This window comes from Pseudomonas sp. 32_A, from assembly GCF_017490905.1.
GTDB classification, from domain to species: Bacteria; Pseudomonadota; Gammaproteobacteria; order Pseudomonadales; family Pseudomonadaceae; genus Aquipseudomonas; species Aquipseudomonas inefficax.
Window position 1 is genome coordinate 29,636 of the sequence record NZ_JAFGYI010000011.1, and the last position, 16,987, is coordinate 46,622.

Here is a 16,987-nt window from a genome sequence, read left to right on the forward strand (position 1 = left end):
GTTGCCTTCGACCAAAGGCGGATTATCGCTGTTTTGGTAACAAAGATTCGCAGGAATCCACGCTTATCGCCAGTGCTGCCGCCCCCTAGAATTGCCCGGCCTCTTCACCTCTTCCTCGGGAAATCGCAGCTGTGCCGCGTCGCATCATCAGAACGCTCAATGCGTTCAGTGCCTGTGCCCTTGCCCTCGCCCTGAGCGGCTGTATCGGAACCTGGGGCATCGCCCCGCAAAGCAAGACGCTGCAAGCCAACACCCTGACCACCGACGCGGCCATACGCGAAGCCGCGACCGACGCCCATTGGCCCGATCAGCAATGGTGGCGCGCCTATGGCGACCCGCAGCTGGACCGCTGGGTTGCCCTGGCCGTGGCTGGCAGCCCGAGCCTGGCCATGGCTGCAGCGCGGGTACGCGAAGCCAAGGCCATGGCCGGCGTGGTCGAGTCGGCGGAAAAGCTCCAGGCCAACGGCCAGGCCACGCTCAAGCGCCACAACTGGCCTGAGGACCAGTTCTACGGCCCGGGCGCGCTGTCCGGCGCCAATACCTGGGACAACAACGCCGCAATTGGCTTCAGCTATGCGCTCGACCTGTGGGGCCGCGAACGCAACGCCAGCGAGCAGGCCGTGGACCAGGCGCACATGAGCGTGGCCGAAGCCCGCCAGGCGCAGCTGGAGCTGCAGAACAACGTGGTGCGCGCCTACATCCAGCTGAGCCTGCATTTTGCCCAGCGCGACATCGTCAAGGCCGAGCTGGAACAGCAGGAGCAGATCCTTGCCCTGGCCAAGCGCCGCCTGGATGCCGGTATCGGCACCCACTTCGAGGTCAGCCAGGCCGAAGCACCGCTGCCGGAAACCCACCGCCAGCTCGACAGCCTCGACGAAGAAATTGCCCTGGCCCGCAACCAGCTGGCCGCCCTGGCCGGCAAGGGCCCGGGGGAGGGTGCGCAGTTGCAGCGCCCGAGCCTGGCCCTGGCCGCGCCGCTGAAACTGCCGTCGAACCTGCCGGCCGAACTGGTCGGCCAGCGCCCCGATGTGGTTGCCAGCCGTTGGCAGGTAGCTGCCCAGGCGCGTGGCATCGATGTAGCCCACGCCGGCTTCTTTCCCAACGTAGACCTGGTCGGCAGCCTTGGCTTCATGGCAACCGGTGGTGGCCCGCTGGAATTCCTCACCGGGCGCAAGTTCAACTACAACGTCGGCCCGGCCATCAGCCTGCCGATCTTCGACGGTGGCCGCCTGCGCTCGCAGCTCGGCGTGGCCTCGGCGGGCTATGACGTGGCCGTGGCGCGCTACAACCAGACCGTTGTCGGTGCGCTAAAGAACATCTCCGACCAGCTGATCCGCCGTGAGTCGATGAAGGAGCAGTCGCACTTCGCCGCCGAATCGGTCGCGGCCGCGCAGAAAACCTACGACATCGCCATGGTCGCGTTCCAGCGTGGCCTTACCGACTACCTCAACGTACTCAACGCCCAGACCTTGTTGTTCCGCCAGCAGCAGGTGCAACAGCAGGTGCAGGCCAACCGCCTGATTGCCCATGCCGAGCTGGTCACCGCCCTGGGCGGCGGCTTGCAGGCGGGTCAGGACGTGCCGAAAGAGGAGCGCCAGGCCGCACCGAAAACCCCGGCCACCCTGGCCATTTTCGACAAGAAGCCGGATAACGCCGAATGAGCACTTCCAGTTTGCCCGTGCGCTGGCTGCAGAGCCTGGAATGGCGCCGGGGCTTCTTTGCCTGGGCGCGCACCGACGGGGTGACCTGGGTGTACATCTTCAAGGTGCTGGCCGCTGCGTTCATCACTCTGTGGCTGGCCATGCGCCTGGAGCTGCCGCAACCACGCACGGCGATGATCACCGTGTTCATCGTCATGCAGCCGCAAAGCGGGCATGTGTTCGCCAAGAGCTTCTACCGGGTGCTCGGCACCCTGGCCGGTTCGGCGATGATGGTGGCGCTGATTGCCATCTTCCCGCAAAACACCGAGCTGTTCCTGCCCAGCCTGGCCCTGTGGGTAGGCCTGTGCTCGGCCGGAGCCATGCGCTACCGCACCTTCCGCGCCTATGGTTTCGTGCTGGCCGGCTACACCGCGGCAATGATCGGCCTGCCGGTGCTGGAGCACCCTGACCAGGCGTTCATGGCGGCGGTATGGCGAGTACTGGAAATCGCCCTGGGCATTCTGGTGTCGACCTTCGTCAGCGCTGCGATCCTGCCGCAGTCGGCCAGTGCCGCCATGCGCAACGCTTTGTACCAGCGCTTTGGCGTGTTCGCCGGGGTGGTTGTCGAGGCCCTGCGCGGCGAAAGCCAGCGGGACCGTTTCGAGAGCAGCAACGTGCGCTTCGTCGCTGAAGCAGTGGGCCTGGAGAGCCTGCGCAACGTCACCGCTTTCGAAGACCCGCACATGCGCCGGCGCTCTGGTCGCCTGGTGCGCATGAACGGCGAGTTCATGGCCATCACCACGCGCTTCAATGCCCTGCACCGTTTGCTGGAGCGCTTGCGCGCCCGCAGCCCGCTGCAGATCGTCGGCGCGATCGAGCCGGGCCTGAACACCCTGGTGGAGCTGTTGCAGCCCTATGTGGGCCGGGCGCTGACCGACGCCGATGCGCTGCGCCTGACCCTGGAGCTGGCCGCCTACAAAGAAGGCCTGCAGGCACAGGTGCGCGGCCTGCGCGCCGAGTACCTGGCAACCGAGCCGAGCGAGTCCGACCTGCTCGACTTCCACACCGCCTTCGAGCTGCTCTACCGCTTCGTCGACGAGATGTACAGCTACGCCGAAACCCACGCCTCGCTGGCCGCGCACCGGCACGAACGCGAACAGTGGGATGAGCCCTACGTGGCGCAGACCAGCTGGCTGGTATCGTTGGCCGCCGGTGTGCGCGCCTCGGCGGTGCTGTTGCTGCTGGGCAGCTACTGGCTGTTCAGCGACTGGCCCAGCGGCGCCATGATGACCCTGATCGCCACCGTCACCGTGGGCCTGTCGGCGGCCTCGCCGAACCCCAAGCGCATGTCGTTCCAGATGGCCTGCGGCACGGCGATCGGTGCCTTCGTCGGCTTCTTCGAAACCTTCTTCGTGTTCCCCTGGATCGACGGTTTCCCGCTGCTGTGCATGGTGCTGGCGCCGGTGTTCGTGCTGGGCGCGTTCCTTTCGTCACGGCCGGCCTACGCCGGCTACGGCATCGGCCTGCTGGTGTTCTTCGCCATCGGTTCGGTGCCGAACAACCTCACCGTGTATGACCCGTACACCTTCATCAACGACTACATCGGCATGGTCATCGGCATGTTCGTCTGTGCCGCTGCCGGTGCGATCATCCTGCCGCCCAACAGCCGCTGGCTGTGGAGCCGCCTGGAGCAGGAGCTGCGCGAGCAGGTGCTGTTCGCCATCAGCGGCCGCCTGCGCGGCATCGGCACGGCCTTCGAAAGCCGCACCCGCGACCTGCTGCACCAGGCTTATGGCCTGGCAGCCGGCAAGCCGCAAGTACAGAGCCAGTTGATGGGCTGGATGTTCACCGTGCTGGAAATCGGCCATGCCATCATCGAGCTGCGCAAGGAGCAGGCCCGTGCGCCGGTGCACCCGGCCTACGCCGAATCGCAGCCCTGGCGCCAGGCAATCCGCGTGATGGGCCGTGCCCTGGCCCGGCTGTTCCTGCAGCCCAGCGCCAGCAACCACGAACGCGCGCTGGTGGCCGTGGACCACGCCATCGCCCGCGTGCAGGCCACCGACGAGCCCTTCGCCCGCCACTTCGACACGTCGGTGCTGCGCCGCGCACAAAGCTACCTGCACTTCATCCGTTCTTCCCTGCTCGACCCACAGTCGCCGTTGGCACCGGCGAAAGGACTGCACGATGCTCCGTGAAACCATGCCCCGTGAAATCGCCTTCCATGGCGTGTACATGCCCACCATGACCTTGATGTTCCTGTTCGCCCTGGGCCTGGCCTGGGGCCTGGACCGGTTCATTGCCAGCCATGATGGCTACCGCTTCTTCTGGCACCCGGCGCTGCTGCGTCTGAGCCTGTTCGTCTGCCTGTTCGGCGCCCTGGCGCTGTCGCTCTACTGGTGAGAATCCTTCGATGAAAAAGTTCTTCAGCCTGGTCGCCACCCTGTTGGTGCTTGCCGCTGCCGTGGTGATCGGTCGCCAGTTGTGGCTGCACTACATGACCACGCCATGGACCCGCGACGGCCGTGTGCGTGCAGACATCATCAACGTCGCTGCTGACGTGCCTGGCTATGTGATGGACGTGCCGGTCAAGGACAACCAGCGGGTGAAGAAGGGCGACCTGCTGATCCAGATCGACCCTGAGCACTACCAGCTGGCGGTGGACCAGGCCAAGGCGCAGGTTGCATCGCGCAAGGCCACCTGGGAGATGCGCAAGGTCAACGCCAAGCGCCGTGCCGACATGGACAACCTGGTGATCTCCAAGGAAAACCGCGACGACGCCAGCAACATCGCCAACTCCGCCCAGGCGGATTACCAGCAGGCCCTTGCCGAACTGGCGGCGGCCGAGCTGAACCTCAAGCGCACGCATATCGTGGCCACGGTGGACGGCTACGTGACCAACCTGAATATCCACAAGGGTGACTATGCGCGTACCGGTGAAGCGGTGATGGCGGTGGTCGACGAGAATTCGTTCTGGGTATACGGGTTCTTCGAGGAGACCAAGTTGCCGCATGTGAAGGTGGGCGACCAGGCCGAGCTGCAGATGATGAGCGGCGAGCGAATCAGGGGCCATGTGGAAAGCATCGCCCGCGGCATCTACGACCGCGACAACCCGCAGAGCCGCGAATTGATCGCGGATGTGAACCCGACCTTCAACTGGGTGCGGCTGGCGCAGCGGGTGCCGGTGCGCATTCATATCGATGAAGTGCCGGACGGGTTCTTGCTGGCGGCGGGTACGACTTGTACGGTGGTGGTGAAGCCGAGCGAGGGATGAGCCGGGGTGAGGAAGTGCGGCTCCTGGCCTCTTCGCGGGCTGCCCGCGAAGAGGCCAGGAGCAATGAACACTTCTCGCAGAGCAGTTAGCTCGCAGCCCCTACCAACACTGGCACCTTCACCCGATCAATCACCTTGGCGCTGATCGACGGGTCCAGCAACCGCCCCAGCCGCGACAGGTGGCGGTGGCCCATGATGATCAGTTCGCAATTCAGTTCCTGCGCCTTGGCCACGATCGCCTCGACCGGCTGCCCGGCTACCATGCAGCCCTGGCTGGCGAAGCCGGCTTGCTGCAGCTCGCGCACCGCCTTGGCCACGGCCTGGTCGGCCTGGTGCTGCTCTTCGCAGGCGGCGGGGTATTCTTCCAGTTCCTCGGCGGTGTAGGGCGCGGGCTGGTCGTGGACGGCGAAGGTAGAGTCGATGGTCAGCAGCACGTGCAGTTCGTGCTCGTCGGGGCGGCAGTAGCGGCGGGCGAGGGTGAGCAGGGCGGTGGATGCAGGGGAGGCATCGATGGCGATCAGGACGGGGCTGGGCATGTGGAATCCTTGTTCCAGGCTGGCTGAGGGGTTGTCTGTTCTGGCCTCTTCGCGGGTAAACCCGCTCCCACAGGTGCGCCACAATATTCAGAATCTGTGCAGTCTCTGTGGGAGCGGGTTCACCCGCGAAGAGGCCGAACCTGCCGTTCCTCATTCTTGGCTCAACCCACCCTCAGGATAAATGCCCCACCACGCACGAGCGCATTGCGTCTGGTGCATTCCACCAACCTGCTACCATCGCCATTCCCCACAGCTGTAACGGAAAACAGCCATGCAACTCCCGGACATGAACCTGCTCGTCGCCCTCGACGCCCTGCTCGATGAAGGCAGCGTGGTCGGCGCGGCGCAGCGCATGAACCTCAGCCCGGCGGCGATGAGCCGGACCCTGGGGCGTATCCGCGATGCATTGGGTGACCCGATCCTGGTGCGCGCCGGTCGCGGCCTGGTGCCGACACCGCGGGCGCTGGCGCTGCGTGAGCAGGTGGCCGCGTTGGTGGAACAGGCGGGCGAGGTGTTCCGCAGTGCCGACGAAGTCGACCTGCCCAAGCTTGACCGGGCCTTCAACATCCGCACCAACGACCTGTTCATCGCCCTGTACGGCGCGCAGCTGCTGCGGCGCATGCACGAGCAGGCACCGCGCACGGTGCTGCGCTTCGTGCCGGAAAGCCCCGGCGGTGATGATGACAGCGTGCTGCGCGACGGGCGTACCGACCTGATCATCAGTTCGACCGTGGACCTGGGGCCGGAGATCAAGGTGCAGAGCCTGTTCCAGACCTACTACGTGGGGCTGGCGCGGCGCGACCACCCGATTTTCGAGCAGCCGATCACGCCGCACAGTTTTGCCAGTTATCCACAGATCAGCGTGTCCCGTCGTGGACGGGCCAATGGGCCGATCGATGTGGAACTGGCCAACTTCAAGGTGCAGCGGCGGGTGGCGCTGATCACCCCGAGTTTCCACTCGGCGCTGTTCTCGTTACCGGATTCCGACCTGATCCTGCCGATGCCGGCCAACATCCTCAACAGCGTGCACAAGCTCGGGCTGCCGCTGCGCTCGTTCGAGATCCCGGTGCCGCTGGAGCGGGTGACCGTACTGCAGGCATGGCACCCACGGTTTCACAATGACCCGGCGCATCGGTGGTTGCGGCAGACCCTGAAGGCTTGCTGCAGTGTCGACCCTTGAGTGATGGTCTGCCTGGGCCGGCCTTTTCGCGGGTGAACCCGCTCCCACAGGGATATCACAGGTCTTGAGAGAGGCTCTGTACCTGAGGGAGCGGGTTTACCCGCGAAGAGGGCGATGCGGTATTACTCTGGATTGCGCCTGACGCAACATAAACCTACCGATAAGTCAGTTTTCGTCAGCATTCGACCTTCTTAGACTTGCTCCAGTCGCAAATTGTTGCTGGAGATGTCTGCCCATGAGTTCCCTGTCCGCCCCGTCTGCTGTGGTTGCCGCCGCGCCCGCGCCGGCCGCGCCTGCGCAGACTGCGTTCGGCCTGCAGGTAGTGGTCGGGCTGTTCGGTGTGCTGCTGGCCGTGTTGTGCGCGGGCCTCAACGAGTCGGTAACCAAGATCTCCCTGGCCGATATCCGTGGGGCCATGGGCATTGGCGCCGACGAAGGCGCCTGGCTGCTGGCGGTCTACAGCGCCGCCTCGGTCTCGGCCATGGCTTTCGCGCCATGGCTGGCCACCACGTTCTCGCTGCGGCGCTTCACCATGAGCGCCATCGGCCTGTTCGCCGTGCTCGGCCTGCTGCAACCGTTCGCCCCCAACCTGCACAGCCTGATGCTGCTGCGTGTACTCCAGGGCTTCGCCTCTGGCGCCTTGCCACCGATGTTGATGAGCGTGGCCCTGCGCTTCCTGCCACCGGGCATCAAGGTATATGGCCTGGCCTGCTATGCCCTCACCGCCACCTTCGGCCCCAACCTCGGCACGCCGCTGGCAGGGCTGTGGACCGAATACGTCGGCTGGCAGTGGGCATTCTGGCAGATCATCCTGCCCTCGCTGCTGGCCATGTTCTGTGTCGGCTGGGGCCTGCCGCAGGACCCGCTGCGCCTGGAGCGCTTCAAGCAGTTCGACTGGCGCGGCGTGCTGCTCGGCCTGCCCGCCATCAGCTGCATCGTGTTGGGCCTGTCGCTGGGTGACCGCTGGGGCTGGTTCGATTCGCCACTGATCTGCTGGCTGCTTGGCGGTGGCCTGCTGTTGCTGGTGCTGTTTATGTACAACGAATGGTCCGAGCCGCTGCCGTTCTTCCAGTTGCGCATGCTGTCGCGGCGCAACCTGAGTTTCGCCCTGGTGACGCTGGCCGGCGTGCTGATCGTGCTCTCGGGCGTGGGCAGCATTCCGTCGGCCTACCTGGCGCAGATCCAGGGCTACCGGCCGGCGCAGACCAGCCCGCTGATGATGCTGGTAGCCATGCCCCAGCTGATCGCCCTGCCGCTGACGGCGGCGCTGTGCAACATCCGCGCGGTGGACTGCCGTTGGGTGCTGGGCATCGGCCTGGCGATGCTGGCGGTGTCCTGTGTCGGCAGCAGCCTGCTGACCAGCGAGTGGATCCGTGGCGACTTCTACCCGTTCTACCTGCTGCAGGTGTTCGGCCAGCCAATGGCAGTGCTGCCGCTGCTGATGCTGTCCACCAACGGCATGACCCCGCAGGAAGGCCCGTTCGCCTCCAGCTGGTTCAACACCGTCAAGGGCCTGGCCGCGGTGATCGCCGGTGGCCTGCTGGACGCCCTTGGCACCCTGCGCCGGCACTTTCATTCCAACCACCTGGTGGACAGCCTGGGCAACGCCCCGCTGGTCGACGGTAACGCAGCCGGCCTGGCCAGGCGCATCCACGACCAGGCGCTGGTGCTGACCTCAGCCGACCTCTACCTGGTCATGGCCTGCATTGCCGTGGCCCTGATCTGCCTGATTCCTTTCGTGCCTACCCGGGTCTATCCGCCGCGCGCGGTGGCCTGAACCCTGGATGAATTCGAGAACCACTGAAATGACCAACAACCGCAAAACCCTGTTCATCGGCTCGGTGCTTGCCGTGGCTGTCCTGGCCGGCATCGTCGGCCCCTGGATGTTCGGCAGCGACCACCGCCAGAGCACCAACGACGCCTATGTAGTCGCCGACTACACCGTGGTCGCGCCCAAGGTCGCCGGCTTCATCAAGGAGGTGCTGGTGGAGGACAACCAGCAGGTCAAGGCCGGCCAGTTGCTGGCGACCATCGATGCCCGTGACTACCAGGCCGCGCTGGATGCCGCGCAGGCGCAGTTGCTGGTGGCCCAGGCGCAAAGCGCCGATGCCCGCGCCACCCTCGAGCGCCAGGCGTCGCTGATTGCCCAGGCTGAGGCTGCAGTGAAAGCAGCCCAGGCCGAAGCAGCGTTCGCTGATCATGAGGTCAACCGCTACAGCCGCCTGGCCGAGCAGGGTGCCGGCACCGTGCAGAACGCCCAGCAGGCGCGCAGCGGGGTCGACCAGGCCCGCGCACGCCTGGCCAATGCCCAGGCGGCACTGGTAGCGGCGCGCAAGCAGGTGGATATCCTTACCGCCCAGGTGGCCAGTGCCGACGGGCAGTTGAAGCGGGCAGAGGCGGGGCTGGAAAAGGCCCAGCTCGATCTGTCCTATACCCGCATCACCGCGCCCGTGGACGGCATGGTCGGCGAGCGCGCCTTGCGTGTCGGTGCCTACGTCAACCCGGGCGCCCGCCTGCTGTCGGTGGTGCCGTTGCAACAAGCCTATGTGGTCGGCAACTTCCAGGAAACCCAGCTGACCCACGTACAGCCTGGCCAGGCCGTGAGCATCAGCGTCGACACCTTTGCCGGTGAGAAGCTGCAAGGCCATGTGGAAAGCATCGCCCCGGCCACCGGCGTGACCTTCGCCGCGGTCAAGCCGGATAACGCCACCGGCAATTTCACCAAGGTGGTGCAGCGCATTCCGGTGAAGATCGTTTTCGATGACGGCCAGCCGCTGCTTGCCCGCCTGCGCGTGGGCATGTCGGTGGAAGCGACCATCGACACCCGTGGCGACAAGCTGGACGGCAAAGAGGTAAGCGCACGATGAAACCGGCATTACGCTTGAGCCCGTTGCTGCTGGCCGTGTTGATGGCTGGCTGCACCCTGGGCCCAGACTTCCAGCGCCCTGACAGCCAGGCACCGCAACAGTGGGCGCCGCTGCAAGGCGAGGCGGCGGCCAGCCAGCCGCAGGCCGAACCGCTGGAACTGCGCTGGTGGGAGAGCTTCCACGACGCCCGCCTGAGTGCCTTGATCCAGCGTGTAGCCGAGCGCAACCTCGACCTGCAGATGGCCAGTGCCCGCCTGCTGCAAAGCCGCGCCCTGCGCAGCACCGTGGCTGCCGACGAAGTACCAGCGGTGGACGTGAACGCCGGCTACAGCCGCGCGCGCAACAGCGCCGAAGGCCTGAGTGACCCGTCCGGCAAGGCGGGCAAGCAAGCTTTCAACCTCTGGCAGGGCGACTTGGTGGCCGGTTGGGAGCTGGACCTGTGGGGCCGTGTGCGGCGCCAGGTCGAAGCTGCCGATGCCACGGTCGAAGTGGCCGAGAACGACCGCCGCGGCGTGCTGCTGGCATTGCTTTCGGAAACCGCCGGCAACTACATCCAGCTGCGCGCCGTGCAGCACACCATCGATGTGACCCGCGACAACCTCAAGGTCGCCCAGCACAGCCTGAAGTTGTCCGAGAACCGCCAGGCCGAAGGGGTCGCCACGCGCCTGGACGTGGCCCAGGCCAGTGCCCAGGTCGCCTCGATCGAGTCGCGCCTGCCAAGCCTGGAAGCGCGGCGCGATGACTTGATCAACGCCCTCAGCCTGCTCGCCGCCGAACCGCCGCGCAGCCTGCAGGCCGAGTTGCTGCAGGGCGGCGAACTGCCTGCGCCGCAGCAGAAGTTCGCCATTGGCCTGCCGTCCGAACTGGCCGAACGCCGCCCGGACATTCGCCAGGCCGAGGCCCGCCTGCATGCCGCCACCGCCAGCATTGGCGTGGCCAAGGCCGACTTCTACCCCAGCATCCGGCTGTCGGGCAGTGTCGGGTTCCAGGCCATGCAGCTGTCCGATTTCGGCGCCTGGGATTCGCGCCGCTTCGCCTTCGGGCCGCAGCTGTCGCTGCCGATCTTCGAGGGTGGCCGGCTCAAGGGCACCCTGGAACTGCGCGAGGCGCAGCAGCAGGAAGCGGCGCTGAACTACCGCAAGGTGGTGCTGGGGGCCTGGCATGAAATCGACGATGTGCTACGCCTGTACAACGCCAGCCAGTTGCGCCGCGACCATTTGGCCGAGGCGGTGCGGCAGAACCGCATCGCCCTGGAAACTGCCCAGCGCCAGTATGTGGAAGGGGCGGTGGACTTTCTCAATGTGCTGACGGTGCAGGGTGCCCTGCTGGCCAGCGAGGAGCAGTGGATCGACAGTTCGGCGGCGGTGTCGCAGGCGTTGGTGGGGCTGTACAAGGCTCTGGGTGGTGGCTGGCAGGCGTTTGATGAGCAGCCAGCGAAAGCATAAAGACGGGGGCCGCGTTGCGGCCCATCGCCGGCAAGCCAGCTCCCACAGGTACAGCGCTGGCATTCCTGTGGGAGCTGGCTTGCCGGCGATGGGCTGCAAAGCAGACCCCTGCGATTTCCCAGACAGACGAGGAGGCACAGATGCACATTTCCCTGAACGGCAAGCGCGCCATCGTCAGCGGCTCCACCGCGGGCATCGGCCTGGCCATCGCCATCGGCCTGGCCGAGGCGGGGGCCGAAGTGGTCCTCAACGGTCGTACCCAGGCCCGGGTCGACGAAGCCCTCAAAGTTGTGCGCGAGCGTCTGCCACAGGCGCGCATCATCGGCATCGCTGCCGACCTGGGTACCCAGGCCGGGGCGCAGACGCTGTTCGACCAGGTGCCGCATACCGACATCCTGGTCAACAACTTGGGCATCTTCGAGCCCAAGCCGTTCTTCGAGATCGAGGATGAGGACTGGCAGCGTTTCTTCGACGTCAATGTGCTCAGTGCGGTTCGCCTGTCGCGCCACTATGCCCAAGGCATGGCCGAGCGCAATTGGGGACGGGTGGTATTCCTGTCCAGTGAGTCGGCGCTGCAGATCCCGACCGAGATGATTCATTACGGCATGACCAAGACGGCGTTGCTGGCGGTGTCGCGCGGGCTGGCCGAGACCCTGGCAGGCACAGGGGTGACGGTGAATGCGGTGTTGCCGGGGCCTACACGTTCGGAAGGTGTGGGCGACTTCTTTGCCAAGCTGGCCGAGGAGCAGGGGGTGTCGACTGCAGAGCTGGAAGCCAACTTCCTGGCGGAGCACCGGCCGACCTCGCTGATCAAGCGGCTGGCGACGGTGGAGGAGGTGGCGAACATGGTGGTGTATCTGGCGTCGATGCAGGCCAGTGCCACTACCGGGGCTGCCTTGCGGGTTGACGGCGGCGTGCTGCGTTCCATTGCCTGATCTGGTTTGCCTGTACCGGCCTCTTCGCGGGTAAACCCGCTCCCACAGGGATCGCACAGGTGTCAAACTCTGTGGGGTACCTGTGGGGGCGGGTTTACCCGCGAAGAGGCCAGCACAGGCAACCAATCAATCAGAGCGGGCGCATTAATCCAAACCGCTTGCGCAACGCCCAATCCAGCACCCGCCGCGGCAGTAGCCGGGCCATCAACGGCAACGCCGTGCTGCCATTCCCCAACCGCACCACCGCCGGCACCGGCGACCTCCCGACCGCCGCCAACACGCCTTGGGCAAACACCGCCGCCGAGGTCGGCTTGTCCTGCGATGCCCGCGCCCGTGCCTGCACATGCTCGCGCAACGGCCACCATGCCGAATCCGCCGCCAGCACCTGCTCGGCCTGGCGCTGGGCATTGCTGGCGAACTGCGAGGCAATCGCTCCTGGCTGCACTTCCATTACCTGCACACCAAATGGCGCCAGCTCCAGGCGCAAGGCATCGCTCAGGGCATGCACGGCTGCTTTCGAGGCGCAGTAGGCGCCGGCGAACGGGGTGACCAGCACGCCTGATACGCTGCCGATGTTCACCACCAGGCCCCGTGAGCGGCGAAGCAGTGGAAACAATGCGCGGGTAACGCCGACCACGGCGAATACGTTGGTTTCGAACTGCTGGCGCAGGGCATCCACACCGCCATCGAGCAGCGGGCCCATGGCGCCGTAGCCGGCGTTGTTGATCAGGATATCGAGGTTTTCCAGTTCCTCGGCCAGGCGGTCCAGCGCTTCGCTATCGTTCACATCCAGTTGCCGGGCAGTGAAGCCGGCGGCGTTCAGTTGCTCGACATCCTCAGGTTTGCGGGCGGTGGCCCAGACATGGTGGCCGGCATCTCGGAAGGCGTCGGCCAGGGCGCGGCCGATGCCGCTGGAACAACCGGTGATAAGGACGGTGGGCATGGTTGGGGCCTGTTGTCAGGGGATTGGTTTTTTCCTGTGTTGGCCTATTCGCGGGTGAACCCGCTCCCACAGAGTCCCCACAGAATCTGAGGGCTTTGGAGTATCGGTGGGAGCGGGCGAGCCCGCGAAGAGGCCGGCACAGGCGATACATTAGTTGGCAAACGTACCTTGCAGGTGCTCTGCGCGAAACTCCAGAGTCTGCGGCCGGTACCCGGAGCGTAGTGGCGGCAGTGGCAGGCAGTCTTTCCACTCCGCCCCTGGCTGCAACTCACCCGGTCCGCGGTAGCGCGGGGCGTTGTAGGTGTTCTCCGCCAGGTTCACGGTATCGCCCGGCGCATACGCCGCCACCCGCCAGCGCAATTCGGTGAGCGGCACTTCGTTGCCGTTCCTTACGCTTGCTTGCAGGGCTCGGTCGGCAGGGCAGTGTTCGGGGGCATACGTCAGGCGCAGGTCCAGGCGGGCCAGTTGCGAGGTTTCGCGGGTGTCCTGCCAGACCACGAACAGGGCCACCAGGCCCAGGCCACAAACGGCAGCCAGCGAGATCGGCAGGGCCTTGGCCGGGTAGCGCAACAGCAGCACCAGCCAGGTGAGGATGAGGAAGGCACCGATGATCATGGGGCGGGCAGACCTTGATTGCGCGGGGTCTGACCATCGTAGCCCGAAATGGGAGTGGGCTCAAAAGCGGGGAGGGCTTTGTCGTAATGCCTGTCAGATAGCGCTGACAGGGCTGCTACGCAGCCCATCGCCGGCAAGCCAGCTCCCACAGGGATCGCACATTCCTGAGTTCTGCGCGGTACTTGTGGGAGCTGGCTTGCCGGCGATGGGCCGCGAAGCGGCCCCCGGGTCTTGCTTACTGCGCGATGGTCTTCACCGAAACACCACGCTCGATCGGCGTGGAGGTACGGCCGTACACATCCTCGAACCGCTCGATATCATCCTCGCCCAGATAGCTGCCGGACTGTACTTCGATGATCTCCAGCGGGATCTTGCCCGGGTTGCGCAGGCGGTGCACCGACGCGATCGGGATGTAGGTCGACTGGTTCTCGGTCAGCAGGAACACGTTCTCGTCACAGGTAACCTCGGCGGTGCCGGACACCACAATCCAGTGCTCGGCGCGGTGGTGGTGCATCTGCAGCGACAGGCTGGCACCTGGCTTGACGGTGATGTGCTTGACCTGGAAGCGGCCGCCCATGTCCACCGAGTCGTACGAGCCCCACGGGCGATACACTTCCAGGTGGTTCTGGGTTTCGCTGCGGCCCTGCTCGTCGAGGGTCTTGACCATCTGCTTGACGCCTTGGACCTTGTCCTTGTGGGCAATCATCATGGCGTCCTTGGTCTCGACCACCACGATGTTCTCCAGGCCAATCACCGACACCAGCTTGCCGTTGCCGTGGATCATGCAGTTGTGGCTGTCCTGCACCACCACGTCGCCCTTGGTGACGTTGCCGTTGTCGTCCTTCTCGTGCACTTCCCACAGCGACGACCAGCAGCCCACGTCGCTCCAGCCGGCCGACATCGGCACCACGCAGGCGCGCTGGGTCTTTTCCATCACCGCGTAGTCGATGGAGTTGTCCGGGCAGCAGGCGAAGGTGGCTTCGTCGATGCTCAGCACATCACCGTCTTCCTGGCTGCGCTCCAGCGCCAGTACGCAGGTGTCGTAGATGTCGCCGTCGTGCTTCTTCAACTCTTCGAGGAAGCGGCTGGCACGGAACAGGAACATGCCGCTGTTCCAGAAGTAGCCACCGGCCTGGACGAACTCGGCGGCGCGTTTTTCGTCGGGCTTCTCGACGAACTGTGCCACGCGCGCCACGCCTTCAGGCAGCAGGGCGTCCTGGCTGGAACGGATGTAGCCGTAGCCGGTTTCCGGCTTGGTCGCCGGCACGCCGAACAGCACCATCTCGCCGCGCTCGGCGGCCACGGTGGCCAGGGCCAGGGCGCGTTGCAGGGCCTTCTGGTCATCGATCACGTGGTCGGCGGGCAGCACCAGCATCAGCTCGTCGCGGCCTTCGTTGACCAGCTTCATGGCAGCCATGGCCACGGCCGGCGCGGTGTTGCGGCCGAACGGTTCCATCAGGATGCCTTGGGTTTCCAGCTTCAGCGCGGCCAGTTGCTCCTGGACGATGAACTTGTGGTCCTTGTTGCAGACCACGATCGGCGTCTCCATGCCTTCGAATACCAGGCGCTCGAGGGTTTGCTGGAACAGTGTGTGTTCACTGGTCAGGGCCAGGAACTGTTTGGGGAACTGCTTGCGCGACAGAGGCCACAGACGGGAACCGCTACCACCAGAAAGAATTACCGGGATCATCATGTTTCTCCAATAGTCGTTGAGAGGCAGGGGAATCAGTTGCTAGCCACGGGGCGAGTTACCCACACCGGCGACAAGGCGTTGCCGGAACCCGTTACGTACAGCACTGCGGCTTCGCCGCGCTCCAGGGCGACGGGTTTCACGTCACCCACTTTCTTGTCTCCTTGGTACAGCGCCAGGTTGACCTTGACCGGGTTGATTTCGCGTTCGCCACGGCCGTTGGCGGCCACCGGCTTGACCACTTCGGTCTTGCCGTCGGCGGTCTTCAGGGTCAGTTGTTGGTCGCTCAGGTTCTGCACGCGAACCAGGGCTTTCTGCTTGTTCTTGAACGGCGGCTCTTCGATCAGCTGCGGGTTGCCGCTGGCGCTGTTGACCAAGGTGTAGTACTTGTCCGCAGCCAGCTTGACCGGCACGCTTTTGCCGCCGACCTGGGCGGTGTAGTCACCCCCTGGCAGGAAGCTGAAGTCGCTGCTGGCCTGGGCGCCAACCTGCTTGATCTGGGTGTTGCCGACCGACGCTGCGGTCGGTGCGCTGGAGGCGTTGTACAGGCGCACGAAGGTCGAGCCTTTCGGTGCGCTCGGGCCGTACAGCGCGGCGTCGGCGCCGGCGAAGGCCTGCATCGAGGCCAGGGACAGGCCGGCCGCGAGGGTGAGGGCTTTGGCAATGGAAGTCTTGGTAGTCATTTGCGTGTTCCTCTCTTTATCAATGGTTCGTCCGGGTGGACGACAAGGCCAGGTTTTCTTCGGATTTACGGGAGTTCTTCAGCTGCGCGATCCACTGCGGGTCGAAGCTGCTGAGGTCGTTCTTCATTGGCAGATAACGTTCGGGGAATTCCCACACCACCACCTGGGGTGCGGCATTCTTGAAGGCATCGCTTTGCAGGTACTTGAGCATCGGCAGTAGCGGGCCATGGCCGTCTTCGGCGTAGTTGGCCACGTCGCTGCGCAGGGCCTGCTGCAGCGCGCCGAGGAAGTTCCAGTGCGGGTTGGCGCTGTAGCTGGTGCCCACCAGTGCAACCGGGATCTGCGTGTCGGCGAACAGTGCGTCACCGGCTTCACCTTCGGCTTCTACCGGGCGAGTGGTGCGCTCCTGCAGGTTGTCCGGGGCCGGCAGCAGGTTGCTGAACAGCGGGTCCAGTGGCAGGAAGTTGGTCAGGTCGCCCTTGTATGGCGCGGTGCTGCCGGCTTCGGTGATGAACGCCTGCGGGTCGCCGTTGAGCAGGCTCTGGCGGCTGACTGCTTCAGCCAGTGCCTGCGCCGCCACTTCGGCGCCCATCGGCGTCCAGTGGGTGTCGGTGCGCAGGAACACCTGGCCGCGGGCCTTGGCCTGCTCCATGGGGGCCATCAGGTCCGGGGCGAACACGTTGGCCTGGCGTGCCTGGGCATGGAACTGGTTGTACAGGTCGTCATGCAGGCTGGTCGGCAGCTCCTTGCCCAGGTACTCGGCGTACACCCGCGCCTTGGCTGGCACGATCGCCAGCACCAGCTGGCTGCCGTGCTGCTGCAGGGTGTCACGCACGCCACGGATCAGCGCCAGGTTTTCCTGCATCAGCTGCTCGGCACCGGCGGTGGGCTTGAACTCTTCGTCACTGAACAGCCACTGGTCGCGGCCCAGCACCACGCCGGGGCGGCCTTCGTTGAACAGCTTGAAGTCCATTGCCGCCCACAGGTTGGTGCCCAGGCGCTTGATCGGGAACTGCTCGTCGTAATGGGTCTCGGCGGCCTTGGCCAGCTTGCCGTTGAGCAGGGTCATCTGCTCGGTACGCTGGAAGCTTTGCAGGCCACCGGTGGACCAGACGCCCATGCCCACCAGCAGGCCCAGGAACGACAGCGAATAGGTAATGCGTAATGTCCGGGTCATGTCATC

15 protein-coding genes are annotated in these 16,987 nt (G+C 65.3%); 9 read left to right on the forward strand and 6 right to left on the reverse strand.

Features of this window, described 5'->3' with window-relative positions; translation table 11 throughout:
- Nucleotides 1-131 precede the first annotated feature (131 nt).
- Genes J5M58_RS09110 through J5M58_RS09125 form a run of 4 tightly spaced genes read left to right on the forward strand, consistent with a single transcriptional unit; the run spans nucleotide 132 to nucleotide 4,911 of the window.
- The gene (locus J5M58_RS09110) at nucleotides 132-1,661 is read left to right on the forward strand and encodes an efflux transporter outer membrane subunit (RefSeq protein ID WP_207877930.1); all 1,530 of its coding nucleotides are present in this window, start codon (nucleotides 132-134) and stop codon (nucleotides 1,659-1,661) included.
- Nucleotides 1,658-3,835, forward strand: a complete 2,178-nt coding sequence (locus tag J5M58_RS09115; protein ID WP_207877932.1) for an FUSC family protein — start codon at nucleotides 1,658-1,660, stop codon at nucleotides 3,833-3,835. The genes J5M58_RS09110 and J5M58_RS09115 overlap by 4 nt, the downstream gene beginning before the upstream one ends.
- Before the next feature lie 4 nt (nucleotides 3,836-3,839).
- A complete protein-coding gene (locus J5M58_RS09120) occupies nucleotides 3,840-4,040 on the forward strand; it encodes a DUF1656 domain-containing protein (RefSeq protein WP_008097766.1) in 201 nt (66 codons plus the stop codon).
- Between the two features lie 10 nt (nucleotides 4,041-4,050).
- The gene (locus J5M58_RS09125; protein WP_112250220.1) at nucleotides 4,051-4,911 is read left to right on the forward strand and encodes an HlyD family secretion protein; all 861 of its coding nucleotides are present in this window, start codon (nucleotides 4,051-4,053) and stop codon (nucleotides 4,909-4,911) included.
- 85 nt (nucleotides 4,912-4,996) lie between these two features.
- Here the strand turns inward: J5M58_RS09125 and J5M58_RS09130 are convergent, their stop codons facing one another.
- Nucleotides 4,997-5,446 (reverse strand): universal stress protein, encoded by a 450-nt coding sequence (locus J5M58_RS09130; RefSeq protein WP_207877933.1) that lies wholly within the window; start codon nucleotides 5,444-5,446, stop codon nucleotides 4,997-4,999.
- A gap of 271 nt (nucleotides 5,447-5,717) precedes the next feature.
- Between J5M58_RS09130 and J5M58_RS09135 the strand changes: the two genes are divergently transcribed.
- The 5 genes from J5M58_RS09135 to J5M58_RS09155 all read left to right on the forward strand — a co-directional run bounded on the left by J5M58_RS09135 (nucleotide 5,718) and on the right by J5M58_RS09155 (nucleotide 11,873).
- Entirely contained in the window at nucleotides 5,718-6,626 is a 909-nt protein-coding gene (locus tag J5M58_RS09135; protein WP_112250221.1) for a LysR family transcriptional regulator, read from the forward strand.
- A gap of 235 nt (nucleotides 6,627-6,861) precedes the next feature.
- Nucleotides 6,862-8,403, forward strand: a complete 1,542-nt coding sequence (locus tag J5M58_RS09140) for an MFS transporter (protein WP_112250222.1) — start codon at nucleotides 6,862-6,864, stop codon at nucleotides 8,401-8,403.
- Nucleotides 8,404-8,431: 28 nt separating this feature from the next.
- The gene (locus tag J5M58_RS09145) at nucleotides 8,432-9,493 is read left to right on the forward strand and encodes an HlyD family secretion protein (protein WP_112250223.1); all 1,062 of its coding nucleotides are present in this window, start codon (nucleotides 8,432-8,434) and stop codon (nucleotides 9,491-9,493) included.
- The gene (locus tag J5M58_RS09150; RefSeq protein WP_112250224.1) at nucleotides 9,490-10,938 is read left to right on the forward strand and encodes an efflux transporter outer membrane subunit; all 1,449 of its coding nucleotides are present in this window, start codon (nucleotides 9,490-9,492) and stop codon (nucleotides 10,936-10,938) included. Before J5M58_RS09145 ends, J5M58_RS09150 begins: the two co-directional genes overlap by 4 nt.
- 140 nt (nucleotides 10,939-11,078) lie before the next feature.
- The gene (locus J5M58_RS09155; RefSeq protein ID WP_207877934.1) at nucleotides 11,079-11,873 is read left to right on the forward strand and encodes an SDR family NAD(P)-dependent oxidoreductase; all 795 of its coding nucleotides are present in this window, start codon (nucleotides 11,079-11,081) and stop codon (nucleotides 11,871-11,873) included.
- 130 nt (nucleotides 11,874-12,003) lie between these two features.
- Here J5M58_RS09155 and J5M58_RS09160 read toward each other — a convergent pair whose 3' ends face one another.
- From J5M58_RS09160 to J5M58_RS09180, 5 genes are all read right to left on the reverse strand, one after another.
- Nucleotides 12,004-12,816, reverse strand: a complete 813-nt coding sequence (locus tag J5M58_RS09160) for an SDR family oxidoreductase (protein WP_207877936.1) — start codon at nucleotides 12,814-12,816, stop codon at nucleotides 12,004-12,006.
- Between the two features lie 150 nt (nucleotides 12,817-12,966).
- Nucleotides 12,967-13,431: a multidrug transporter gene (locus tag J5M58_RS09165; RefSeq protein WP_112250229.1), complete on the reverse strand. Its 465-nt coding sequence runs from the start codon at nucleotides 13,429-13,431 to the stop codon at nucleotides 12,967-12,969.
- Nucleotides 13,432-13,666: 235 nt separating this feature from the next.
- Nucleotides 13,667-15,121 (reverse strand): mannose-1-phosphate guanylyltransferase/mannose-6-phosphate isomerase, encoded by a 1,455-nt coding sequence (locus J5M58_RS09170; RefSeq protein WP_112250231.1) that lies wholly within the window; start codon nucleotides 15,119-15,121, stop codon nucleotides 13,667-13,669.
- 35 nt (nucleotides 15,122-15,156) lie between these two features.
- A complete protein-coding gene (locus tag J5M58_RS09175; RefSeq protein ID WP_087500486.1) occupies nucleotides 15,157-15,804 on the reverse strand; it encodes an alginate O-acetyltransferase AlgF in 648 nt (215 codons plus the stop codon).
- Nucleotides 15,805-15,823: 19 nt separating this feature from the next.
- Nucleotides 15,824-16,981 carry an alginate O-acetyltransferase gene (locus J5M58_RS09180; protein ID WP_207877938.1) on the reverse strand — a complete coding sequence of 386 codons (1,158 nt, stop codon included), beginning with the start codon at nucleotides 16,979-16,981 and terminating at the stop codon, nucleotides 15,824-15,826.
- Between the last annotated feature and the right edge of the window lie 6 nt (nucleotides 16,982-16,987).